General features: G+C 71.5%; 24 protein-coding genes and 1 pseudogene. 13 read left to right on the top strand and 12 right to left on the bottom strand.

Features of this window, described 5'->3' with window-relative positions; all coding sequences use genetic code 11:
* Nucleotides 1-340: 340 nt before the first annotated feature.
* A complete protein-coding gene (locus tag KN815_RS28590) occupies nucleotides 341-535 on the bottom strand; it encodes a DUF5326 family protein (protein WP_216344785.1) in 195 nt (64 codons plus the stop codon).
* A 201-nt stretch (nucleotides 536-736) separates the two neighbouring features.
* On the bottom strand, nucleotides 737-1,054 hold the full coding sequence (locus tag KN815_RS28595) for a cupin domain-containing protein (protein WP_078642398.1): 318 nt from the start codon (nucleotides 1,052-1,054) through the stop codon (nucleotides 737-739).
* Nucleotides 1,055-1,119: 65 nt separating this feature from the next.
* Here KN815_RS28595 and KN815_RS28600 point away from each other — a divergent pair, with 65 nt between their 5' ends.
* The 5 genes from KN815_RS28600 (at nucleotide 1,120) to KN815_RS28620 (ending at nucleotide 4,987) form a co-directional block, all read left to right on the top strand.
* Nucleotides 1,120-1,500: a phage holin family protein gene (locus KN815_RS28600; RefSeq protein ID WP_093463150.1), complete on the top strand. Its 381-nt coding sequence runs from the start codon at nucleotides 1,120-1,122 to the stop codon at nucleotides 1,498-1,500.
* Between the two features lie 24 nt (nucleotides 1,501-1,524).
* Entirely contained in the window at nucleotides 1,525-2,136 is a 612-nt protein-coding gene (locus KN815_RS28605) for a low molecular weight protein-tyrosine-phosphatase (RefSeq protein WP_216344786.1), read from the top strand.
* Nucleotides 2,133-3,272: a cystathionine gamma-lyase gene (locus tag KN815_RS28610; RefSeq protein WP_216344787.1), complete on the top strand. Its 1,140-nt coding sequence runs from the start codon at nucleotides 2,133-2,135 to the stop codon at nucleotides 3,270-3,272. The genes KN815_RS28605 and KN815_RS28610 overlap by 4 nt, the downstream gene beginning before the upstream one ends.
* A gap of 197 nt (nucleotides 3,273-3,469) precedes the next feature.
* A complete protein-coding gene (locus tag KN815_RS28615) occupies nucleotides 3,470-4,369 on the top strand; it encodes a LysR family transcriptional regulator (protein WP_216344788.1) in 900 nt (299 codons plus the stop codon).
* Nucleotides 4,370-4,411: 42 nt separating this feature from the next.
* Nucleotides 4,412-4,987 (top strand): NUDIX domain-containing protein, encoded by a 576-nt coding sequence (locus KN815_RS28620; protein ID WP_216344789.1) that lies wholly within the window; start codon nucleotides 4,412-4,414, stop codon nucleotides 4,985-4,987.
* A gap of 1,002 nt (nucleotides 4,988-5,989) precedes the next feature.
* Here KN815_RS28620 and KN815_RS28625 read toward each other — a convergent pair.
* The 3 genes and pseudogenes from KN815_RS28625 to KN815_RS28635 form a co-directional block, all read right to left on the bottom strand.
* A pseudogene (locus tag KN815_RS28625) lies at nucleotides 5,990-6,706 on the bottom strand (pyridoxamine 5'-phosphate oxidase family protein); the annotation flags it as partial.
* Between the two features lie 157 nt (nucleotides 6,707-6,863).
* Nucleotides 6,864-8,435: a globin domain-containing protein gene (locus KN815_RS28630; protein WP_216344790.1), complete on the bottom strand. Its 1,572-nt coding sequence runs from the start codon at nucleotides 8,433-8,435 to the stop codon at nucleotides 6,864-6,866.
* 350 nt (nucleotides 8,436-8,785) lie between these two features.
* The gene (locus tag KN815_RS28635; RefSeq protein ID WP_216344791.1) at nucleotides 8,786-9,418 is read right to left on the bottom strand and encodes an HAD family hydrolase; all 633 of its coding nucleotides are present in this window, start codon (nucleotides 9,416-9,418) and stop codon (nucleotides 8,786-8,788) included.
* Between the two features lie 188 nt (nucleotides 9,419-9,606).
* Between KN815_RS28635 and KN815_RS28640 the strand changes: the two genes are divergently transcribed.
* The 3 genes from KN815_RS28640 (at nucleotide 9,607) to KN815_RS28650 (ending at nucleotide 11,232) form a co-directional block, all read left to right on the top strand.
* The gene (locus KN815_RS28640) at nucleotides 9,607-10,113 is read left to right on the top strand and encodes a DUF2269 domain-containing protein (protein WP_216344792.1); all 507 of its coding nucleotides are present in this window, start codon (nucleotides 9,607-9,609) and stop codon (nucleotides 10,111-10,113) included.
* A 67-nt stretch (nucleotides 10,114-10,180) separates the two neighbouring features.
* Complete coding sequence (locus KN815_RS28645) at nucleotides 10,181-10,657, top strand: MarR family winged helix-turn-helix transcriptional regulator (protein WP_216344793.1); 477 nt, start codon at nucleotides 10,181-10,183, stop codon at nucleotides 10,655-10,657.
* A gap of 119 nt (nucleotides 10,658-10,776) precedes the next feature.
* Nucleotides 10,777-11,232, top strand: a complete 456-nt coding sequence (locus tag KN815_RS28650; protein ID WP_216344794.1) for a GNAT family N-acetyltransferase — start codon at nucleotides 10,777-10,779, stop codon at nucleotides 11,230-11,232.
* Between the two features lie 93 nt (nucleotides 11,233-11,325).
* Here the strand turns inward: KN815_RS28650 and KN815_RS28655 are convergent, their stop codons facing one another.
* Nucleotides 11,326-12,609 carry an SGNH/GDSL hydrolase family protein gene (locus KN815_RS28655; protein WP_216344795.1) on the bottom strand — a complete coding sequence of 428 codons (1,284 nt, stop codon included), beginning with the start codon at nucleotides 12,607-12,609 and terminating at the stop codon, nucleotides 11,326-11,328.
* A gap of 382 nt (nucleotides 12,610-12,991) precedes the next feature.
* On the bottom strand, nucleotides 12,992-14,380 hold the full coding sequence (locus tag KN815_RS28660) for a serine hydrolase domain-containing protein (RefSeq protein ID WP_216344796.1): 1,389 nt from the start codon (nucleotides 14,378-14,380) through the stop codon (nucleotides 12,992-12,994).
* Between the two features lie 174 nt (nucleotides 14,381-14,554).
* Between KN815_RS28660 and KN815_RS28665 the strand changes: the two genes are divergently transcribed.
* The 3 genes from KN815_RS28665 to def all read left to right on the top strand — a co-directional run bounded on the left by KN815_RS28665 (nucleotide 14,555) and on the right by def (nucleotide 16,142).
* Entirely contained in the window at nucleotides 14,555-14,986 is a 432-nt protein-coding gene (locus KN815_RS28665; protein WP_216344797.1) for a MerR family transcriptional regulator, read from the top strand.
* An 80-nt stretch (nucleotides 14,987-15,066) separates the two neighbouring features.
* Nucleotides 15,067-15,405, top strand: coding sequence for a thioredoxin (gene trxA, locus KN815_RS28670; protein WP_014061943.1), 339 nt, complete (start codon nucleotides 15,067-15,069; stop codon nucleotides 15,403-15,405).
* A gap of 98 nt (nucleotides 15,406-15,503) precedes the next feature.
* Entirely contained in the window at nucleotides 15,504-16,142 is a 639-nt protein-coding gene (gene def, locus KN815_RS28675; RefSeq protein WP_216344798.1) for a peptide deformylase, read from the top strand.
* 90 nt (nucleotides 16,143-16,232) lie between these two features.
* On the opposite strand, the gene KN815_RS28680 is transcribed toward def, so the two are convergent.
* Both KN815_RS28680 and KN815_RS28685 read right to left on the bottom strand, forming a co-directional pair.
* Entirely contained in the window at nucleotides 16,233-16,835 is a 603-nt protein-coding gene (locus KN815_RS28680) for a class I SAM-dependent methyltransferase (protein ID WP_216344799.1), read from the bottom strand.
* Nucleotides 16,836-16,947: 112 nt separating this feature from the next.
* On the bottom strand, nucleotides 16,948-17,928 hold the full coding sequence (locus KN815_RS28685) for an alpha/beta hydrolase (RefSeq protein WP_253209297.1): 981 nt from the start codon (nucleotides 17,926-17,928) through the stop codon (nucleotides 16,948-16,950).
* 62 nt (nucleotides 17,929-17,990) lie between these two features.
* Between KN815_RS28685 and KN815_RS28690 the strand changes: the two genes are divergently transcribed.
* Nucleotides 17,991-18,755 (top strand): IclR family transcriptional regulator, encoded by a 765-nt coding sequence (locus KN815_RS28690; protein WP_253209298.1) that lies wholly within the window; start codon nucleotides 17,991-17,993, stop codon nucleotides 18,753-18,755.
* 121 nt (nucleotides 18,756-18,876) lie between these two features.
* Here the strand turns inward: KN815_RS28690 and dnaB are convergent, their stop codons facing one another.
* Complete coding sequence (gene dnaB, locus KN815_RS28695) at nucleotides 18,877-20,358, bottom strand: replicative DNA helicase (protein ID WP_216344801.1); 1,482 nt, start codon at nucleotides 20,356-20,358, stop codon at nucleotides 18,877-18,879.
* A 460-nt stretch (nucleotides 20,359-20,818) separates the two neighbouring features.
* Here dnaB and KN815_RS28700 point away from each other — a divergent pair, with 460 nt between their 5' ends.
* Nucleotides 20,819-22,159 carry an MATE family efflux transporter gene (locus KN815_RS28700; RefSeq protein WP_216344802.1) on the top strand — a complete coding sequence of 447 codons (1,341 nt, stop codon included), beginning with the start codon at nucleotides 20,819-20,821 and terminating at the stop codon, nucleotides 22,157-22,159.
* 133 nt (nucleotides 22,160-22,292) lie between these two features.
* Here the strand turns inward: KN815_RS28700 and rplI are convergent, their stop codons facing one another.
* Nucleotides 22,293-22,739: a 50S ribosomal protein L9 gene (rplI, locus tag KN815_RS28705; protein ID WP_137966572.1), complete on the bottom strand. Its 447-nt coding sequence runs from the start codon at nucleotides 22,737-22,739 to the stop codon at nucleotides 22,293-22,295.
* An 18-nt stretch (nucleotides 22,740-22,757) separates the two neighbouring features.
* A complete protein-coding gene (gene rpsR / locus KN815_RS28710) occupies nucleotides 22,758-22,994 on the bottom strand; it encodes a 30S ribosomal protein S18 (RefSeq protein ID WP_003978893.1) in 237 nt (78 codons plus the stop codon).
* Nucleotides 22,995-23,206 lie beyond the last annotated feature (212 nt).

A 23,206-nucleotide genomic window follows, 5' to 3' on the forward strand; every position in this document is an offset into this window, starting at 1 on the left:
GAGTCGGTTTGCCTCGTGTGAGGGAACGAAAATGGCCAGTGTTGCCATGGGGAGACCCGCGGGGCCGGACGACGTGGGCCCGGTGGGCGGGAGATCGGGGCCGGCGCACCGGCCGTATCGAAGATCGCTGTCGTCAACAGGCACCCCCGGGGTGTTGTTGCGAGGCAGACGCCGAGAGGAAGAACGCCGAGTTCTCGCACTCTAACGGCAGGGGTGCCGCCGGGCCGCGCTCCCGCCCCGGCGGTATCCCTCGCGCGGCGTATCCACGCGCGATGGGGGTCCGCAGGGCCTGGGGGGATGCGTCAGACCCTGGGAGCCGCGGCGAGCGCCGCGCGGCGGGTCAGGCGGTGAACTTCCGTACGACATAGATCAGCCCGGCGATCAGCGCCACCAGCAGCAGCGCCTTGAAGACAAAGCTCACCAGGAACCCGATCACGCTCATGATCAGGCCGCCGAACACGGCGAGGATGAGGACCGGAATCGCGATCCAGGTCACCCACCACGGCAGGCCCCGGAATATCTCCTTCGTAGTCACGTAACTCCCTGCTTTCTCTCCGAGCCGTGGGTCCGGACGCCGACGGCCGGTCCTCCCTGCCCTCGATGCTAGGACGGGACGGAAGCGCGCGGGCGTCCCGCGCCCCCCGTCCTCCCCTGACCGGACCCCTACGGGACCGTCCCGCCGCGCATCGGCTCCGCGGTGGACAAGCCCGCAGGGAGCACGAGCCGTCGGCCAGTGTCAGCCCTCCGGCGGCGAGAACACCACCAGTACCCGCAGGTCCTCGGTGATGTGGTGGAACTTGTGCGCCGTGCCCGCCGGTACGTACACCACGCTGCCCCGCGCCACCTGCGTCGTCTCCATTCCCACCGTGACCGACGCCCGGCCGCTCACCACCAGGTAGACCTCGTCCTGGTTGTGCGGCGACTGCGGGTCGGGCTGGCCCGCGTCCAGCGCGTACAGCCCCACCGACATGTTCCGCTCCCGCAGGAACTGTAGATACGCGCCGTTGTTCGCGGCCCGCTCCGCCTCCAGCTCATCCAGCCGGAACGCCTTCATTCGCTCTCCACCCCTGCCTACGGGGCCCCTGCCTGCCGCGGGGCCTGTCTGCGACGATCTCAACCATGAAGAATTTTCTCGTCAAGACGATCGCGAACGCCGGTGCCCTCGGCGTCGCCATCTGGCTACTCAAGGACATCACGCTCACCGGTGACAACACCGGCCGCCAAGCGCTCACCCTCATTCTCGTCGCGCTGGTCTTCGGCGTGGTGAACGTGGTGGTCAAGCCGATCGTCAAGCTCCTGGCTTTTCCGTTGTTCATCCTGACCCTCGGGCTGATCACGCTGGTGATCAACGCCCTGATGCTGCTGTTGACCTCCTGGCTGGCCGGAAAGCTGGATCTGAGCTTCCACGTCGACGGCTTCGGCACCGCGGTGCTCGGTGGCCTGATCGTCTCCATAGTCGCGTGGGCCCTGCACGTCGTGCTGCCCGATGACAAGGACTGACCCCGTCCGGGGATGATGAGAGGCATGAGAGACCCGTCGCCCTACCGTGTCTGCTTTGTCTGCACCGGCAACATATGCCGCTCGCCGACGGCCGAATCCGTCTTCCGCGCCCACGCCGCGGAGGCCGGTCTCGACGGCCGTGTCGAGGTGGACAGCGCGGGCACCGGGCCCTGGCACGAGGGCGACGGGGCCGACCGCCGCGCCATCGACGTGCTCACCGCCCACGGCTATGAGCAGGATCACATCGCGCGGCAGTTCCGGGCCGACTGGTTCGCTCACCTCGACCTGGTGATCGCCCTGGACAGCGGCCATCTGCATGAGCTGCGCGCACTCGCGCCGACCCCGCACGACGCCGCGAAGGTACGGCTGCTGCGGAGCTATGACCCGGAAGCGGACCGGAACGCGCTGGGCGGCCTCGATGTACCGGACCCCTACTTCGGCGGGACGGACGACTTCGAGGAGTGCCTGGAGATGATCGAGGCCGCTGGCGGCGGGCTGCTGGACGCGGTCACCGAGGCCCTCGACGCCATGGAGAGCGCCGCCGAGGGGACCCCGGAGAGCGCCGCCGTGACCACCCGGAGCAGGAAGAGCGCGTCGGCCGCCGATGGCCCCGGGGCGGGGAAGGAGCCCGCATGACCGGCGATGGCACCCGCGCCGTACGGGCCGGGCTGCCCGAGGCGGAGGCGTACGAGCCGACGCTGCCGGGCCCGGTCTTCGCCGCCCACTACCACCTCCCCGGCGACCCCGTCGGCCCCTACACCTACGGCCGGGACGCCAACCCCACCTGGTCCCTGCTGGAGCGGGCGATCAGCGAGCTGGAGTCACCGGGCACCGACGCCGAGACGGTCGTCTTCTCCTCCGGGATGGGCGCGATCTCGGCCGTGCTGCTGTCCCAGTTGCGCCAGGGCGACGCGGCCGTACTGCCGTCGGACGGCTATCAGCTCCTCCCGGCGCTGGTCGAGCGGCTGGAGGGCTACGGGGTCACCGTGCGCACCGCCCCGACCGGCGAGGACGCCCAGCTCGCCGTTCTGGACGACCGGACGAAGCTGCTGTGGCTGGAAACTCCGTCCAATCCCGGACTGGACGTCTGCGACATCCGCCGGCTCGCCGAAGCCGCGCACGCCCGGGGCACGCTGGTCGCCGTCGACAACACCCTCGCCACCCCGCTCGGCCAGCGCCCGCTGGAGCTCGGCGCGGACTTCGCCGTGGCGAGCGGTACCAAGGCGCTCACCGGCCATGGCGATGTCCTGCTCGGCTATGTGACCTGCCGCGATCCGCTGCTCGCCGCGCAGGTGCGGGCCTGGCGCAAGACGGTGGGCGCGATCCCCGGCCCCATGGAGGCATGGCTCGCCCACCGATCCCTGGCCACCCTCCAGTTGCGCGTCGACCGCCAGGCGGCGACCGCCCTGGCCCTCGCCGAGGCGCTGCGCGACCGCCCCGAGATCACCGGGCTGCGCCACCCCGGTCTGCCGACCGATCCCGCCCACCGGCTCGCGGCCGGGCAGATGCGCGGCGGGCGCTTCGGCTGTGTGGTCTCCTTCACCCTGCCGGACAAGGAGTGCGCGGAGCGCTTCCTGGCCGGGCTGCGGCTGGTGGACGACGCCACCAGCTTCGGCGGGGTGCGCTCCACGGCGGAGCGGCGCGGCCGGTGGGGCGGCGACGCGGTGCCCGAGGGGTTCATCCGCTTCTCGGTGGGCGCGGAGGACCCGGACGATCTGATCGCCGATGTGCTGCGGGCACTCGATGCGGCCTGCGCCGCGACAGGTGGCTGAAAGCGAGCGGGTACGCCTGTGCGGGCGTCTCAAGCCTCCCCCCTCGTGGCTTGAGACGCCCCGGTTCTTCTCGTGGAGAACCGCTTGAACAAGGCTAGTTGACTCAGCGTCAGTGTCCAATCACAGTAGCGACATGGACCTATCGGCATATTTATAGTTGGCATGCGTTCAGGGCGCGACGAGGCGAGGGGAACCGCATGGATCTGGCCCTGTTACGCACCTTTGTCGCGGTTCACCGCGCCGGGTCCTTCACCCGCGCCGCCGGGCTGCTCGGCCTCTCCCAGCCCGCCGTCACCGGCCAGATACGTACCCTGGAGCGGCAGCTCGGCCGCCCGCTGTTCCTCCGTACGGCGCGCGGCGTCGTCCCCACCACCGTCGGGGACGAACTCGCCCATAAGGCCGCGCCGCATCTCGACGCCCTCGTGGAGATCGCCGAGGCGGGTCTGGACGACGACCGCTCGGCGCTGCGCACCCTGCATCTCGCGGGCCCTCCGGAGTTCACCGCGCTGCGCGCCCTGCCCGCGCTGACCACCCTCGTCACCCAGGGCCTGGCGGTGCGCTGCGCCTTCGGCAGCACCGAGGAGCTGTTCGAGGGGCTCGGCGCCGGCCATCACGACCTGGTCATCACCACCGACCGGCCGCGGGGCCGGCTGCTGACCGCCACGCCGCTGTGCGACGAGGAGCATGTGCTGATCGCGGCCCCGCGCTGGGCCGCCCGGCTCGGCGGGCCAGCGGTGCTCCAGGTCAAGGGGGTACGCGCGCTGGAGGCGCTGCCCGTCGTCGAGGTCCACGAGAGCCTGCCGCTGGTCACCCGCTACTGGTCGGCCGTCTTCGACACCCGGCCGGTCACCGCCGGCACGATCATCGCGCCCGATCTGCGCGCGGTGCTCGCCTGCGTCGCGGAGGGCGCCGGGCTCGGCGTCCTGCCGCGCTATCTGTGCATGGACGCAATGGACGCGGGGGAGGTGGTGGCGCTCCTCAACCCGCCGGTGCCGCCGCTGCGCACCTATTTCCTGGTGGTGCGGACGGGGGCGCTCACCCTGCCGCATATCGCGCGGGCGCACGAATGGCTGTTGCGCGCGGCTGTCGACTGGTGAGTAAGTGGTTTCGCGGGGCGAAGGGTGCGGCAGATGTCCTGCATGACCGAACGACCTGTGGTCAAACGCACCGCTCGCGCCATTCTCCTCGAGGGCGAGGCCGCGCCCCGGATGATCCTGATCAAGCGCACCAAGCCCGGCCAGGCGCCGTACTGGATCACTCCGGGCGGCGGGATGGAGCCCGAGGACGCGACCGTCGTCGAGGCCCTGCACCGCGAGGTGGACGAGGAGCTGGGGGCGAAGGTGACCGATGTGGTGCCCGCGTTCGTGGACACCGTCCCCCATCCCGAGGGGGGCGCGGAGGGCGCCGAAGGCGCCCAGGACTCCGGCGGCTCCGGCGGGGCTGGCGACTCCGGCGGGGCTGGCGGGGCTGGCGACTCCGGCGGCTCCGGCGGAGTGAAGGTGCAGCACTTCTTCGTCTGTCGACTCGCCTCGATGGACCTCACCCGGCGGCACGGCCCGGAGGTGGACGAGCCGTGCGGGGAGTACGACGTGGTGAGCGTCCCCTTCACCCGCGAGGGGATCGCCTCGGTCGAGGTGGTGCCGCCCTCGCTGCGGGCCTACCTCGACGCCAACATCGAGGGTGTGCTGGCCCTGCTCGCGGACGACCTCGGCTAGCGCCTGCCGCCGGGCGGATCTTCGCGGGGCAGGCAGGACCTAGCGGAACCAGCCGCCGAACGGCTGCTGGGTCTTCCGGGCCGCCCGCTGACGCGCCTCCGCCAGTACCCGCTCGGCCTCCTCACGCCAGGTATCGGGCCCCGCGTCGGCGCGTACCTCCGGCCGGATGGCGGGGCTGAGATCGGCGCGCGCCACGGAGGGCTGCGGCGCTTGCCCAGCCGAGTCAGCCGGTTCGGCCTGCGCCGCTGGTGGGGTCTGGAGGCCCGGGACGGCGGGCGCGGCCGGGATGGTTGGGGTCTGAGGGCCTGAGGCGCCTGAGACGGCTGAAGTCGGAGGGTCCGGGACTACGGGGGCCGCCGGGGTCTGAGGGCCCAGGGCGACTGGCACGGTCTGGCCGGGAAGGTCCACCGGCCGCGGGACTGGGTCGGCCTGGGCCCGCACGGCCGAGACGGCCTGGGCGGCCTCGGCAGCCTCGCCGGGAAGGTCCACCGACCGCGGCGCCGGTGCAGCGGCTGGGGCGGCCGGTACGGCTGGGGCGGGGCCCGGGGCGGATGGAGCCGCCTGGGCCTGAGGGTCCGGGACCGCCGAGGTCTGAGGGTCCGGGACCGTCGGGGCGGCCGGGATCTGGGGCCCCGGGGCAGCAGAGACTGCCGGGGCGGCGGTTGGGGCCTGAAGATCCGCAACAGCAGGGGCGGTTGAGAACTGAGGGCCCGAGACGACCGGGGTGGCCAGGGCCTGGGGACCTGGGGCTACGGAGGTCTCAGAGCCCGAGGCGGCTGGCATGGCCAGGGGCCGAGCGCCCGGGACCACCGGGGCGTAGGGGACGGGCGGGGCCTGGAGGCCCGGGACGGCGGGGGCCGCCGGGGTGACCGGGGTCTGAGGGCCCGAGACGGCCGCCATGGCCAGAGTCTGCGTACCCGGGACCACCGGGGCGTACGGGACAGGCGGGCCCGGAAGCACCCGGACCGCCGGGGCCGCCGGGCCCATCGGGGCGGGCTGGGCGGGCGAGTCCGCCGGTTGCGGGGTCGGTCGCGGGGTCGGTGCCGTGGTGGTGGGCGGGGTGGGTGGGGTTCGGCGGCCGTCACGTGCCTCGGCGGCGGCGCCGAAGAAGTCGCCGCCCTTCCGCTTGACGTCGTCCGTCCCCCAGTCCCGCTCCCGGTCGTGCTCGATGGCCTGGTCGCCGGAGGGGCCACGGTGCCGGTTGTCGCCGCCGCCGGTGCGTCGCTGCGCCGGGACCTTCTGGAGGTGCGGGATGTGCTTGGCGCAGTGGATGTACGCCTCCTCGACGGTCACCTCGACCCACACCACCGCGCGCCGCCCCGGTACCGGGTCCACCGGCAGGCCGGGGTGCGCCTCGCGCATCTGGGCGTCCTCCACCACCCGGGCCCGGCCGTTCACATGCAGCCCGATCCGGTCCCGGAAGAAGTCGACCATGAGAATGCCGACGTGGGGGTTCTCCTGGATATTGCCGAGGCTGGCCAGGACGCCGTTCCCCCGGTATTCGGGATAGGCCAGGGTGCGCGCGTCGATTACCCGCAGAAAGCCGGGCGGACCGGCGCGGAAGGTGTTGTCACACTCCCCGTGCCCGTCGGCGGTGGCCAGGAAGAACATTTCCTGGCGGTCGATGAACTCCCGCATCCGGGCGTTGAGGTGGTCCAGCACCTGGTCGTCGTAGAAGCGGTCGGCGCGGTCGACCGTGTCAAGTCGCCGCTGGAGCAGGTGTTCGCCGTCGCTCCCCGGACGCCATGCGCGATCGTCGAGGTGCTCCGCACTGTCCACGGTTCTCGTCCCCGTCCTGCCCGTCCTGCTGATTCGCCGTCCGGAATCGCCGGAATGCCTGCCTCATGTCAGTGTTTCGCCGTCTGCCGTCCGCGCCCTATTCCGCGGCCGCGGCGAGCTCCTCGATGGAGTCGTGCCGGATGCGGTGGGACGGAACGCCGACGCCCACCAGGGCGTCGACACCGCTGCGGATCATCCCGGGCGGCCCGGAGAGATACGCGTCGAACGCGTGCCACGGGCCGTACTGCCGCACGGCGTCCGGCAGCCGGCCGCTGAGGCCGTTGGTCGGGCCGTCGGAGACGACGGGGCGGACCGCGAGCCACGGATGCTTCTGCGCCAGCCGCAGCATGGTGTCGATGTCGTACAGGTCGTGATCATTGCGGGCGCCGTAGAAGACCTCGACCGGACGGTGGCGGCCGTAGTCGGCGACGTCCTCGACCAGTGCCTTGATCGGCGCGATACCGGTGCCGCCGCCCAGGCAGAGCAGCCCGTTGTCACTGGAGTGGTCGACGGTCATGGACCCGGCGGGGGGCCCGAGGCGGATCACATCGCCGGGGCGGGCGCGGTGCACCAGCGCGGAGGACACCCATCCGGCCGGGACGGCCTTCACATGGAAGGAGAGCAGCCCGTCGGAGCGCGGCGCGGAGGCGAACGAATAGTGCCGCCACACCCGCGGCCACCAGGGCGTCTCCACTGAGGTGTACTGGCCCGCCAGAAAGGGGTACGGCTGGTCCGGGCGGACGGTGATCACGGCGATGTCGTGGGTGCGCGACTCATGCCCGACCACCTCGGCCTGCCACCACGCGGGGGCGCGCAGCTCGTCCTCGGCCGCCGCGTCGATCATGATCTGGGAGATCGCGGTGTAGGCGCGCACCCAAGCGGCCTCGGCCTCGTCGGTCCAGGTGGTGACCGCGTAGCGGGTGAGCGCGCCGATCAGGCATTCGCCGACGGCGGGGTAGTGCTCGGGCTGGGTGCCGTACTTGCGGTGGCCACGGCCGAGCCGGGTGAGGAAGTCGGTGAGGATGTCCGGGTCGTCGATGAGCCGGGCGGCGGTCAGGATCGCCTTGAACAGCCGGTCGCGCTGGGCGTCCATGGCGGCGGGGAAGAGCGGCCGCAACTCGGGGTGCTGGACGAAGAGCAGCGCGTAGAAGTACGAGGTGACCTTGTCGCTGATGGGCTCGACCTCGGCCATGGTGCGGCGCAGCAGGATCGCGTCGGGCGAGGCCGTCTCGGGAACGGCGAACGGCGAGTCGGGGCCGGGCCGCACGTCCTGCGGGGCGGGGGCCGCCTCATCGGGACGCTGATGCTCCTCGCGTCCGGGGGCCGTGGGGCCGGGGGCGGCGGGGCCGGGGCCGGGGGCCCGGCGGTCGTCCACCTTGCGCTCATCCACCCGGCGCTCGTCCACCCGGCGGTCGCCCGGTCGCGGACCGGATACCCCTGGACCGGGTGCGGGCACGGGGGGCGGCTCCACGGGCGTACGGCGGTCGGCTCCGGTGCCGACCGGCCGTATCGGATTCACCGGGCGGCTGGGCGCACGCTCACCGCTCTGCCGGTCCGGGGACTCCTGCTCCTCGGCCGGTCGCCTGCTCGGGGTGAACCAGCCCCAGTCGCCACTGTTTCCGCCGGAGCCGTCGCTGCCGGCCGACGATGTGGTGGTCGGAGCGTCCATGGTTGCCTCGCCTCGAACATCTTTCTGTCGGTCTTCGCACTTCCGCTGCCGGAATGTGCCCGCAATTCCCCGTTCTGGTGCCCTGGTTCAAGCGAGAATGGTCGTGCCGACCCTCTCCGTGACTCTCTTCCGGGCAGCATGCCACGCTCGTTCCCCGCCCGGGCACATAGCCCGAAGTCCGGGGAACGGGGGCCGCGTTCCCGTTATGCTGGTTGGCCTGGGATGCCCGTTCTGACCCCGTTACAGCATGCCGCACGGAACCGGACCCGACCCTACCGGCCCCGGATGAATTCACAAGCCCCAAGTACACCGCATTCGTTACACCTGCCAACTCGCGTAATTACCGATAGTTACGTGCGGTTACCCAGCAATTCGTAAGCCTCTCGGAGATCACGACCGGCATAGGCGTGGGATGCGATTTCGCTCACGTGGTGGTCGGCGTTCACGGCGACCGAGACCGGCACCACCGTGAACAGCTCCGCGTCCGAGAGGGAATCCCCGTAGGCCACGCAGTGATCCCTGGTCAACCCGAACTTCGCGCAGAGTTCATCGGCGATCCGGACCTTCGCGGCCGGGGTCAGGATCCCCGCCGGATCCACCGGCTCCCGGAACGGCACATCGGGCCAGGCCGATCCGTAGGTGGCGTCCGCGCCCCACTCCAGCAGCCGCGACACGAAGAAGCCCGGCGAGAGCGAAATCACCGCACAGCGCTCGCCCCGCGCCCGGATGTCCGCCCACACCTCGCGGATCCCCGCCAGCCACGGCGCCCCCTCGAACGCCGCCGCCACATGGGCCACCGTCAGCTCCTCCCACAGCGCGCAGGCACGCTCGGCGAACTGGGCCGTCGTCATCTCCCCCCTCGCGAACCCCCGCTCCAGCACGGCGATCTCCCGCTCCAGACCGAGCTGCCGGGAGATCTCGATCGCGGCGGCGGAGCCGTGGATGAGTGTGCCGTCCAGATCGAACAGATGCAGTCTGGTCATATCAGCCGAGCCTAGAGGCAACCCTCCAGGCCCCGCCGCCCCGGTCCTGGCCTGCCCCTGCTCCGGCCGGCCCCTGCTCCGGCCGGCGCCGCCGTCCCGGTCCGCGCCCGCCGCCCGCCGCCGGGAGTACGTGTGGATACTCCTGCCGTCAGACGCCGTGGGCACCGCGGCGCCGCCACGGTGGGGGCATGCAGCAGCTCACCCGCCCCGTCCGCCGGGGCCTCCTCGTCGTGCATGTCGTCGTCTCCGTCGGATGGCTCGGACTGACCCTCGGGATGCTGGCCCTGGGGATCACCGGAGCCGTGGCCGACTCGGCCGAAGAGGCCGGGGCGGTGTACCGGTCCATGAATGTGCTGGGCGACTGGCTGCTGATTCCGATCAGCCTGCTGTCGCTGGTCAGCGGGATCGTGCTGGCACTGGGCACGCCCTGGGGGCTGGCGCGCCACCGGTGGGTGTACGTGAAGTTCTGGCTGACCCTGCTCACCACCGCCGCCACGGCGTTCGCCCTGCGCGCCGGCATCAACTCCGCGATGACCGATGTGATGGCGGAGCGGGCGGTCGGGGCGACCAGGGATCTGGTCGTGGCGCCGTCGGTCAGCCTGAGCGTCTATACCTTTCTCACCGCGATCTCGGTGCTCAAGCCCTGGGGGCTGACCGCCCGGGGGCGGCGGCTGCGGGCGACAAAGCCCCGATAATTGCATACGCGGTCTTTTTCATGGCTGGACTATCCTGGAATCCGCTCACCCACCAAGGAGGGGTTCCATGCCGGAGAAGGCGCACGGCGCCGCCGCCCCGCCCGCGGGGCAGGCCCTCGCCCAGGGCTGGTGTGCCCTGTCCTCCCTGCACGGCCGGATAGAGACGCATATCGAGCGTGCGCTACAGGCCGGGCACGATCTGAGCGTCCGCGAATTCTCCGTGCTCAACGTCCTCAGCGGACAGCACGACGGCGACGGCGGACATCTTCAGATGAAGCAGCTCGCCGACTCCGTCGTGCTCAGCCAGAGCGCCACGACCCGGCTGGTCACCCGGCTGGAGGATCGCGGGCTGCTCTCCCGCTACATCTGCCCCGGCGACCGCCGCGGCATCTACACCAACGTCAGCGACGACGGGCTCAAGCTCCTGGAGGAGGCGCGGCCGACGCATGACGCGGCGCTGCGCGAGGCCCTGGGCGACGCCGCCCGGCGGCCGGAGCTGGCCCCGCTGGTCGCCGCCGTCGAGGGGCTGACCGCCACGTACTGATCGGCGCGTACTGATCGGCGCGTGCTGATCGCCGCGTACTGATCGGCGTGTGCTGATCTGCCCCTGGCCCCTCCGCGCCGCCCGTCAGGGGTTCTCGGGCCCCGGCGTAGGCTCACCGCATGAGCGACTTCGAGATACGGCGCGCGACCGCCGACGACATCCCGGCGATCGTGGCCATGCTCGCGGACGACCCGCTCGGCGCCCACCGGGAGTCCCTGGACGACCCGGCCCCGTACCGCGCCGCCTTCGACCGGCTGGACCAGGATCCACAGCAGCGGCTGGTCGTCGCGGTCCGGGACGGCCGCACCGTCGGCACCCTCCAGCTCACCCTGATCCCCGGGCTGTCGCGGCGCGGCGCCACCCGCTCGATCATCGAGGGGGTCCGGATCCACTCCGAGGAGCGGGGCGGCGGGCTCGGCACCCAACTGATCGAATGGGCCGTCGAGGAGTCGCGCCGCGAGGGGTGCGCCCTGGTGCAGCTCACCTCGGACGCGACCCGTATCGACGCCCACCGCTTCTACGAGCGGCTCGGCTTCGAGGCCAGCCACGTCGGCTTCAAGCTGCCGCTGGCCTGACCGGGCCCTGTCCCGTCCCGCCTGAGCTGACCTGGCCTGACCCGTCCCGCCTGAGCTGACCTGGTCTGACCCGGCCTCACCGCCCGGGCGGTTTCACAGCGTCGCGAGGTCGATGGCTTCGGCCATCCGCCGGTAGCCCGCGTCGTTCGGGTGCTTGAAGTCGCCGGAGTCGTACGCCGGGTCCAGCCGCAGCGGATCGGACGGCGAGGCCATGACCTTCGCGAAGTCGACGACCGCGTCGAAGGCGCCCGAGGTGCGGATCCACTCGTTGATCGCGGCGCGCTTCGCCTCGGAGCGCGGGGTGTGGTACTCGGCGCCCTTGAACGGGAGGATCGTTCCGCCGATGACCTTGATGCCGCGGGCATGGGCCAGGGCGATCAGCTCCCGGTAACCCGCGATCACCTCTTCCGCCGACACCTGCGGATTGGGCTTGTAGGTGGGCAGATCGACCTCGCTGAAGCCGATGTCGTTGAGCCCCTCGAGCAGGATCACCGATCGTACGCCCGGCTTGTCCAGGACATCGCGACGGAAGCGGGCGCCCGCCCGGTCCCCGTACCAGGCCGAGTCGTGCAGCAGCAGATTGCCGCCGATCCCGGAGTTGAGGACGGGGCGCGGGGTGCCCGCGGCCGCGAGCCGCTCGGCCAGCAGATCCGGCCAGCGGTGGTCGGCGTCGTCGGTCGAGCCGAAGCCGTCGGTGATCGAGTCGCCGAAGGCCACCACCGTGCCCGGGTGGCCGGGGCCGCCGGTGACCTCGACATCGGAGAGGTAGTACCAGGAGTGGGTGGTCTCGGTGAACCCCGCCCCGGTGCGGTCGGCGCGATGGTCGCCGTCCGCGCGGAAGCTGCGGGCGTATGCCTGGGCGTGGAAGGTGGCGGCGCCGGTGGGGCGGTCGAAGTAGAGCGTGACCGTCACCGGCTGACGAGGCGCCACGCGCAGCGGGGCCGGGTCGCTCACCGTCTCACCGCCCGCCGGGATCTCCACCGGCCGCCGGTGCCCGAAGGTCAGCGCGCGCAGGCTCGCGCCCTGGACGGAAGCGCCGTGCGCGGTACGGGCGATGGTCGCTCCCGCGATCCGCAGCGGCGCGGTGCCATAGCGGTTCGACAGCCGGATCCGGGCGGCCGTGCCGCCGCCGGTGACCCGGACGACCTGACGCAGGGTCTGGGCGGTGCGCTCGGCGAAGCCGCTCTCGGCCCAGTTCTTCTCGAAGCCCGCGCTGGGGCGCTGGACGGGGGCGGCCCACCCGGCCGACCAGACGGTCCCCGGCCGGTCGCGGCCGGCCGCCGCGCCTCCGGGCCGGGCGGTGGCCGTCCCGGAGACGGCCATGGCGGTGGTGAGGGCGAGCAGGGAGGCGCTGAGGCGAAGCGTGGACGAGCGCATGGCGAGGCTCCTGAGGGAGGGCGAGGGAAGGGCGGACCAGGTCGCTCCCGTACGGGGCACGCCGCTCCCGTACGGGCACGGGGTACGGAGCACCTGAGTGCCGCCATACCGAAGTTCCGCAGTACGGGCGTACGAGAGCACCTGAGTACCGGCGCACCGAAAACACGGGAGTACCGGCGTACCGAGTACCGGCGTACCGGCGTACCGAAGTACCGGAGACCAACCTGCCGCCCACCGCACCGCCGACCCAGCCCCCGGCCGTGCGTACCACTGGCGGGGTCAGGCTACGGACGCCGAAGCCTGCGAACCGCCGGCACCCGATACCACCGGATCCCGCGCCTCCCGGATCACGGCACCCCGGCCCCGCCCCGGCCCCCGCCCCTCAGAGCGCCCGCCAGCCCTTCGGGTCCACCCCGCCGGGCACCACGCCGTCCGGGGCGTAGGGCTCCCGGGTGAACACGAAGGTGCCCAGGTCCAGATGGGCGGGGGCGCCGCCCTCGCCCTCGACCACCCGCAGCGTCTCCCCCGCGTAATAGCCGTCGAGCCCCGTCCAGGTGCCGTCCGGCTCGGCCCGGAAGCGCGAGGCCCGGCCTCCCCCGATGGCCGGGGACAGCTCCAGCCCGCGGTCCGCGCGCAGCCGCAGATGGTAGGCGCGCGGACCCCAGTACCAGGGGCCGGTCAGCGCCAGCAGCGCCGGATCGGCCTCGGTCAGCGGCCGCCAGGGCTCGGGGATCCGGGGCTCGTGCTCGGCCACGATCCCTATGAGGTCGGCGGCGATGGCGCCGATCGCGGGCCCCGCGGTGGTGTTGGCCAGCGCGATCCCGGCCAGCCGGTCCTCGGCGCTCACCCACAGCGAGGCCAGGAAGCCGGGCATGGAACCGGTGTGGCCATGGAGGAACCGCCCGCCGTGGCGGACGAGCTGTGTCCCCAGGCCGTAGCCGCCGTCCCAGTCCCCCGCCTCGGGGGCGACGGCGGGCGTCCGCATCTCGGCGAGCGACTCCGCCCCGAGCACCCGCTCGTCCCCGTCCAGCAGGAAGGCGGCGAAGCGGGCCAGGTCCCCGGCGGTCGACCAGAGCTGGCCGGCCGAGCCCATCCGCCCGGTGTCCTCGGCCGGTTCGGGCAGCAGCACATCCGCCCAGGGGTGCACGGCCCAGCCCCCGGCGTGCGGGGCGCGCGGCTCGAGCGACGTACGCCCCATCCCCAGCGGCGCCAGCACCTCATCGGCCAGCACCTCGCCCCAGGGCGCTCCGCGCAGCCGCTCGACCAGCGCGCCGAGCAGCGCGAAACCGGGGTTGGAGTAGTGGTGACGGCGGCCCGCGGGGTGGACCAGCGGGCGCTCGCCGAAGATATCGGCCGTCTCGGGCCGCAGCGCCCCTGGCGTGCGCTCCCACCACGGGCCGCGGGCCTCGGCGGCGAGTCCCGAGGTGTGGGCGAGAAGCTGGGCCACGGTCGCGCCCTCGGCCTGCGGCACGTCCAGATGTCTGGCCAGCGGATCGCCGAGGTCCAGCAGCCCCTCGTCACGCAGCCGCAGCACCAGCACCGCCACGAAGGTCTTGGTCAAGGAGCCGATGCGGTACTGGGTGTCGGTGTCCGGTGCGGCTCCGTCCACACGGCCGCGCGAACCCGTCCACACCAGCCGCCCCTCCCGCACCACGGCCCCCACCAGGGACGGGGCACGGCCCTCGGTCTGGCCGAGGGCGACGCGCCGCAGCAGGGCACGGCGGGTGGCGGGCAGCGGCTCCATGAACTCATCCGCGTCGTGTGTGGTCATGTCGGCACTGTACGGCGGAGGTCCGACAACGGGGCAGCCATCGGTAACGGGGCAGCCATCGGTCGGCCGATCATCACCGGCCGGTGGCCCGGCCGATCGTCACCCGCCAGGCCACCGCCCGGGACGGCAGCGCGGTCTGGCCTTGACGTCAGGGTCAAGGTCTACCGTCGGCACATGCGGATCGGAGAGCTGGCCGAACGGGCGGGTACCACCACCCGCACCCTGCGCTATTACGAGTCGCTCGGGCTGCTGCCCGCGCGCCGCACCGGCAATGGGTACCGGTCGTACGACGAGGACGATCTGCGGCTGCTCCAGCAGATCCGCGTGCTCCAGGACTTCGGCTTCGAGCTGGAGGAGACGCGTCCGTTCGTCGAATGCCTGCGCTCCGGCCATCCGGCCGGTGACTCCTGCCCCGCCTCGCTGGAGGTCTACCGGCGCAAGCTGGCCGAGCTGGACGAGTGCATCGGCCGGCTGAGCGCCATCCGGGAGCGGGTCGGAACACAGCTCGCCCAGGCGGAGCTGGCCCGCGCGCAACTGGAGGCCGCGGCGACGGCGCCCGAAGGGGCCCCGGAGCCGCGCTGCGAACTGACGCCGCCCAGGCCGTGAGCCCCGCCGTCCCACCGTCACCACAAAGAGACTCCGAACAACCCCCGAACGACTCCGAACGACTCCGAAGGAGAGATGAGATGTCGCTGACACACACCGGGGGAGTGGCCACGGTCACGGACGCCACCTTCGGCGAGGAGGTGCTGACGGCCGAGCTGCCGGTGCTGGTGAAGTTCACCGCCTCCTGGTGCCCGCCGTGCCGGATGATCGCGCCGGTGCTGGCGGAGATCGCGCAGGAGGAGGCCCACCGGCTGAAGGTGGTGCAACTGGACGTGGACGAGAACCCGTCCACCACCAACGCGTACGGGGTGCTGTCGATGCCGACGCTGATGCTGTTCCGGGCGGGCGAGCCGGTGCGGTCGCTGGTCGGGGCCCGCAGCAAGCGGCGGCTGCTGGAGGAGCTCGCCGAGGCGATCTGACCGAGCCGGAGCCGCGGCCGAACCGCCCCTGCTACGTTGGCCGGACATGCCATCAGTGGGGGCGGCCATCAGTGGGGGCGGAAAAGGTGAGGTCAGCGGTGCGCGTCCTGGTGCAGGGGAAACCCGTCGGCTCGTATCCGGCGCCGACCCCCGAGGCCGAGCGCGGTTCACCGCGCCGGATCACCGAGGTCGGTGAGGAGATTCTGCGCCGCTCCTGCCGCGAGGTGACCGAGTTCGGCACGCCCGAGCTGAGCGCCCTCATCGACGACATGTTCCTCACCATGTACATCGCCGACGGCGCCGGGCTGGCCGCCAATCAGGTCGACGTCGATCTGCGGCTGTTCGTCTACGACTGCCCGGACGACAACGGCGTACGGCATGTCGGCCACATCATCAACCCCGTCCTGGACCAGCCCGATCCGGCCGAGCGGCTGCTCATCGAGGACGCCGAGGGCTGTCTGTCCGTACCGGGCGCGCGGATGGACGTTCCGCGCACCGACCGCACCGTGGTCCGCGGCGTCGACAAGGACGGCAACCCGCTGGTGATCGAGGGCACCGGCTACTTCGCCCGCTGTCTCCAGCACGAGGCCGACCATCTCTCGGGGCATCTCTACATCGACCGGCTCTCCAAGCGCGACCGTAAGGACGCGCTGCGGCAGATGACGGACCTCCATGAGCAGGTCCTCGCCCGGCGCGTGGAGAAGGCCGCGGCCCTGGGCCACCAGCTTCAGCCCTGACCCGGGCGGCGGCCGAGATCAGCCGTGCGTCACCGCCATGCCCCCTTGTCACCTGTCACCTATCACTTGTCGTCTGTCGCCTGTCGCCTGTCACCGCAGGCGTCGCGCTCGCAGGACGGTGTCCTGGGTGTGGTGGGTACCGGCGGGGGCGGGAGCGGTACGGGGGCGGGTTTCGTTGATCAGGACGGTCCAGTCGTCGTCCAGGAGCGCGGCGATCTCGTCGGGCTGGTAGTAGTCGCCGGGGTCGAAGCCCCGCTCGGGGTCCGGGGACAGATCGGCGAGGGCGTGGGTGGCGAAGAGCAGGGTGCCGCCGGGTGCGACGGCGTCCAGCAGACCGCGCAGCGCGGTGTGGTCCGGCTGGTGCGGGAGCGGGAAGTAGTGGACGGAGACCAGGTCGAACGCGGCGGCCGGGGGCGGCGTGCCGGTCAGGTCGGCACGTGTCCACGCCACCCGGCCCGCGACGTCCGTGGCGGCCGCTACGGCGCGTTCCAGGGCGGCCCGGGAGATGTCGACCGCGGTGACCTGCCAGCCGCGCCGGGCCAGCCAGATGGCGTCGGCGCCCTCACCGCATCCCACGTCGAGCGCCTGCCCCGGCGGCAGGTCGGTGACCTCGGTGACCAGCACTCCGTTGGGCGCGCCGCTGAAGAGCTGGTCGCGGCTGCGATACATGTCATCCCAGAACTGTGCGTCCATGGCCATGCCTTATCTGGTGGGGTCGCGTCCGCCCCAACCTGCCCCGGCCCATGGCGAACCGACAAAATTTTTTGCCGAAACCACGAAAAGCGGGCCCGATCACCCCGCCCGATCACGCCGCCAGCGTGGCCGCCCACTCCGAAAAGATCTTGACGTACCGCACCGGGTCGAACTGGTGCATCATGTGCAACGCATCCGGCACCGACTCATAGTCGACCTTCACCCCCGCCGACTCCATCAACTGCCTGGCCCGGGCGGCCTGCTCATCGGAGAGCGCTCCGAGCAGCCCGCCGGTCTCCGGGTCGATGGCACGCATGTGGTGGGTCAGGAGCACCGGCGTCTTGACCTGGGCCAGCATGCGCTCATGCGGGCAGTGCAGTCCGACGGTGCCCTCCCAGAAGGCCCGCGCCCACTCCGGGTCGTACTCCTTCAGGTGCTGCGGGATCTCGTCCGCCACGAAGTATCCCGCCGTCGGCCACGACGAGGCCCCGGCCGCGCGGCAGTAGCCCTCCCAGTCACCGACGCTCCACTGGTCGCCGAGGTACGTGCGGAAGAGCTCGAACACGGGGCCCGCCCCCTGGCGGATCGAGTGGCCGCACGTGGTGACGAGCTCGGACGCGAAGAACGGGGCGTCCTCGCACAGCGCGCCCCGGATCTGCCCGGGCATGGCGTACGCCGACAGCCACGCCGCGAGGACGCCACCGGAGGAGTTGCCCGCGACGATGACGGGGCGCTTCACCACCAGGGCGATGAACCGGACCAGGTCGTTGCCGAAGTTGTCGAGGCTGTACCGCTTCGGGGTCCAACTGCTGCGCCCCTGTCCCCGCAGGTCAACGGCGTAGACATGGAATTCCTCGGCGAGGAGGCCCATCGTCTCCTCGTACCCCCACCACGAGCCGGTCTGCTCGGGGATCAGCAGTACGGCGGGCTTGTCCGGCTCACCGGCCTCGGCGTAGTTCATGGTGATCTCACCGAGATCGGCCTGCTGTTCGGGATAGGCGTGCGGGACGTGGACGTCGCGCAGCGCGGGGTCGGTCGCCATTGCTGTCTCCTTGGTCTCCGGTGTCCGCGCGTCGTCGTGCGGGTGGGTCACATCGCTAGTATTCGAGCGGTGACCTGCGACGCGCACCGGCGATTTCGATGAGTGGGACGCCGGTGCCGACCCGTCGCTCGGGACGGCCGCCGCACGGTGAGCCGATCCTGGAGCGGGCGTTCCGGGTGCTGGGTGCCTTCGCGGAGGCCGGGGAGGGCCTGCCGCTGCATACGCTCGCGGCCCGGGCGGGCCTTCCCAAGAGCACCACATCGCGGATCGCGGCCCAGTTGATGGGTGTGGGTGCCCTCGAACGCCTCGACAACGGCGATTTCGTCGTCGGCTTGCAGTTGCTCGAGATCGCCTCGCTGGCGCCCCGCGGCCACGGACTGCGCGCCGCCGCCCTCCCGTTCATGGAGGACCTGCACCGGGTCACCCGCCAGCACATCCTCCTCGCCGTACGCGACGGCCACGAGGCCGTACTCGTCGAGCGGCTGTCGGCCCGGGACGCGGCAGCCGTCAAGTACCGCGTCGGCGGCCGCCTCCCCCTCGCCGAAACCGGCATCGGCGTCGCCCTGCTGGCCCACGCCCCCGAGCGGGTGCGGGATGACGCGCTGGCCGGGGCGCCCGACCCGGGACGGCTCCGTCAGCTCATGGCCACCGTCCGCAGGGAGGGCGTCTGCGCCGCGACGGTGCCCAACCCCCTGCGCACCGGACCCACCAGGATGTCGACCGTCGCCGCCCCGATCCTGAACCATCGCGGTGACCCATTGGGCGCGCTGTCACTCGTCGCGCCCGACGAGGGCGTCACCCAGGCCACCGCTCGAGTCGCACTGCGCACGGCCAGCCTGGCGATCTCCCGGACGGTGGGACTGCGACCCGCGACCTGAGCCGACGACGCCGACCGTGAGACCCCACTCGCCTGGCCGGTGGTCAGGCGCAGGGGGCGGCGTAGTCCAGGTCCGGGACTCAGTCCAGGTCCGGGACTCACGCCGTGGCCCGCGGCCTGGATCAGGTCTGCGCCATGTCCACGAAGCGCGAGTAGTGACCCTGGAAGGCGACCGTGATCGTGGCCGTCGGGCCGTTACGGTGCTTGGCCACGATCAGATCCGCCTCACCCGCGCGCGGGGACTCCTTCTCATAGGCGTCCTCGCGGTGGAGCAGGATGACCATGTCCGCGTCCTGCTCGATGGATCCACTCTCTCGGAGGTCGGAGACCATCGGCTTCTTGTCCGTGCGCTGCTCGGGGCCTCGGTTGAGCTGGGAGAGCGCGATGACCGGTACTTCCAGCTCCTTGGCCAGCAGCTTCAGGTTTCGCGACATGTCCGAGACCTCCTGCTGACGGCTCTCGGGGCGCCGGGCACCGCCGGACTGCATGAGCTGGAGATAGTCGATGACGACGAGCTGGAGATCGCTGCGCTGCTTGAGCCGGCGGCACTTGGCGCGGATCTCCATCATCGACAGGTTCGGGGAGTCGTCGATGAAGAGCGGGGCCTGGGAGACATCCGGCATCCGCCGGGCCAGCCGCGTCCAGTCCTCGTCGGTCATGCTGCCGGAGCGCATATGGTGCAGCGCGACGCGGGCCTCGGCGGAGAGCAGACGCATCGCGATCTCGTTGCGGCCCATCTCCAGCGAGAAGATCACGCTCGGCATGTTGTGCTTGATCGAGCAGGCCCGCGAGAAGTCCAGGGCCAGGGTGGACTTACCCATCGCGGGGCGGGCGGCGATGACGATCATCTGGCCCGGGTGCAGACCGTTCGTCAGGGAGTCCAGATCGGTGAAGCCGGTGGGCACTCCGGACATCTGCCCGCTGCGTGAGCCGATCGCCTCGATCTCGTCGAGCGCGCCCTCCATGATGTCGCCGAGCGGCAGATAGTCCTCGCTGGTGCGCTGCTCGGTGACGGCGTAGATCTCCGCCTGGGCGTTGTTGACGATCTCGTCGACGTCCCCGTCCGCCGCGTATCCCATCTGGGTGATGCGGGTGCCCGCCTCGACGAGGCGGCGCAGCACGGCGCGCTCGTGGACGATCTCCGCGTAGTACTCGGCGTTGGCGGCGGTGGGGACCGACTGGACGAGGGTGTGGAGATACGAGGCGCCGCCGACCCGGGCGATCTCACCGCGCTTGGTCAGCTCCGCGGCGACCGTGATCGGGTCGGCCGGCTCGCCCTTGGCGTAGAGATCCAGGATGGCCTGGTAGACGGTCTCATGGGCGGGCCGGTAGAAGTCATTGCCCTTGAGGACCTCCACCACATCGGCGATGGCGTCCTTGGAGAGCAGCATGCCACCGAGCACGGACTGCTCGGCGTCGAGGTCCTGGGGCGGAACCCGCTCGAAGCCGGAGCCCTCCCAGGCGGAGCCGCCCCCTCCGTCGCGGTCCTGCTGGCCGTCGCGGCCCCGGCCGCCGCCCTCACCTCGGCGGAAGCGAGAGGACGGGAACCGGTCGGACGGGCCGGAGTCCGCCCAGGGGTCGTCCATGGGCTCGGGAACGCTCACCCCGTCACCTCCTCCCGTCCGCGATGCGAACCTCGCCGTGCCCGTCCTTCTTACGGCACGGCTATGACACAACTGAGCGGCCGGCTTTCCGGACACGGCGCATCGGAAGCTGGGGGTTCCAGGGCCGAATCGGGTGGCGGGCGCCGGACCACGTTAGGCCCGTCGGGACCGCCAGCCAACTTGGTTATCCACAGGGCATGTGGATGATGGGATCCATCCTGTGGGTAAGTCGCGCGAACCTGTGCACGGGTCGGGGGACAGTGCTGTGGACAAACACACAATCACCTCGAGAGCCCAATCCTGACCTGCGGTTTCTCTATCCAGGGGCTGTGCAGAAGAAAAACTTCCGCCCCCGGCGCAAGATCACGACAAAGGGCGCAGAGAAGATCGTCGCGCACGCCGCCTTGTAAGGACTGGTGATGACTTGTGTCTCTTACCTGTGGACGATTACATTGCCCTCATGACACAGGCCCCCACGAGCGCGCGGAGCACCCTGCGCCACCACGACCGCGAGATCGTCGCACTCGCGCTTCCTGCCTTCGGCGCGCTCGTGGCGGAACCCCTCTTCGTCATGGTCGACAGCGCCGTCATCGGCCATCTGGGCACCACCCAACTGGCCGGTCTGGGCATCGCCGCGGGCCTGCTCGCCGCCGCCGTCAACATCTTCGTCTTCCTCGCCTACGCCACCACCGGGGCGGTCGCCCGCCGTGTCGGCGCGGGCGACCTCGCCGGAGCGATCCGGCAGGGCATGGACGGCATCTGGCTGGCCCTGCTGCTCGGCGCCGCCGTCATCGCCGTGGCCCTTCCCATCGCCCCCGCCATCGTCGCCCTCTTCGGCGCCTCGGACACCGCCGCGCCCTACGCCATCACCTATCTGCGGATCAGCACCCTCGGCATCCCCGCGATGCTGGTGGTGCTCGCCGCCACCGGTGTCCTCCGTGGCCTCCAGGACACCCGCACTCCGCTCTATGTCGCCATCGGCGGCTTCGGTACCAACGCCGCGCTGAACGTCACCCTGGTCTACGCGGCCGGGCTGGGCATCGCGGGCTCGGCCTGGGGCACGGTGATCGCCCAGAACGCCATGGCCGCCGTCTACCTCGCCGTGGTCATCCGGGGCGCGCGGCGCCATGGCACCTCGCTGAGGCCCGATGCCGCCGGGATCAGGGCCTGTGCCCACGCCGGGGCACCGCTGCTGATCCGTACGCTCTCGCTGCGTGCCGTGATGCTGATCGCGACGGCCGTGGCGGCCCGCCTCGGCAACACCGACATCGCCGCCCATCAGATCGTGCTCACCCTGTGGAATCTGCTGGCCTTCGCCCTGGACGCCATCGCCATCGCGGGCCAGGCGATCATCGGACGCTATCTGGGGGCGGGCGACGAGGAGGGAGCCCGGGCCGCCTGCCGCCGCATGGTGCACTGGGGCATCGCCTCGGGCGTGGTGCTGGGTCTGCTGGTGGTCGCCTCCCGGCCACTGTTCATCCCCCTGTTCACCACCGATACCGCAGTACGGGATGCCCTGCTGCCCGCCCTGCTGGTGACGGCCCTCATCCAGCCGGTCTCGGGAGTGGTCTTCGTCCTCGACGGGGTGCTGATGGGCGCGGGCGACGGGCCGTATCTGGCCTGGGCGATGATCGCCACCCTCGCCGCCTTCGCCCCGGTGGCACTGCTGGTCCCCTCGTTCGGCGGCGGGCTGACCGCGCTGTGGTGCACGATGGCGCTGATGATGTCGGTCCGGTTGGCGACCCTGTGGCTGCGCACCCGCTCCGGCCGCTGGATCGTCACCGGCGCGGTACGGGGCTGAGCCCCGCCGAACCCCGCCACGCGCGTCCCTGCTGCACAAAGCCGGAGCCACCGGTCCCCCGGCACGGCGGAGGGCCGCACCCTGTGGGGTGCGGCCCTCCGGTGCACGGCGCCAAAGGCGACCGTCACCGTCGTCAGGCGGCGACGACCTCGACGCCGACCTTGGCGGCAACCTCGGCGTGCAGCCGGACCGAGACCTGGTGCGCGCCCAGGGTCTTGATCGGCGACTGCACCTCGATGCGGCGCTTGTCCACGTCCGGACCACCCGCGTCCTTGATCGCCGAAGCGATGTCGGCCGGGGTGACGGAGCCGAACAGCCGGCCGGCGTCGCCGGCACGGGTCTTCAGCCGCACCTTGACGCCCTCGAGCCGAGCCTTGACCTCATTGGCCTGCTCGATCGTGGCGATCTCGCGGATGCGACGACCGCGGCGGATCTGCTCGACGTCCTTCTCGCCGCCCTTGGTCCAGCGGATCGCCAGACCACGCGGAACGAGGTAGTTACGGGCGTAACCGTCCTTGACGTCCACGACGTCACCGGCGGTACCGAGGCCGGAGACCTCGTGGGTGAGGATGATCTTCATGACTGGGTCACCCTTCCCTTATCGCGCGGTGGAGGTGTAGGGCAGCAGCGCCATCTCACGGCTGTTCTTCACAGCCGTGGCGACGTCGCGCTGGTGCTGGGTGCAGTTGCCGGTGACCCGGCGGGCACGGATCTTGCCGCGGTCGGAAATGAACTTCCGCAGCAGGTTCGTGTCCTTGTAGTCGACGTAGGAGATCTTCTCCTTGCAGAACACGCAAACCTTCTTCTTAGGCTTGCGAGCAGGCGGCTTCGCCATTGTCTCTCTCCAGTGTGATCAAGAAGTATGTGCTGGTCGCCCTGACCAGACCGAGCGCTGTTGTTTCACGTGGTTTCACGTGAAACAGCGCCCCGGGCCTAGAAGGGCGGCTCGTCCGAGTAGCCGCCGCCGGAGTTGCCGGAGCCGCCGCCCCAGCCACCACCGCCGCCGCCCTGGCCGCCGGCCGGTGCGCCGGTCGCCCACGGGTCGTC

Origin of the sequence: Streptomyces niphimycinicus (assembly GCF_018883605.1) — a bacterium.
GTDB lineage: Bacteria > Actinomycetota > Actinomycetes > Streptomycetales > Streptomycetaceae > Streptomyces > Streptomyces niphimycinicus.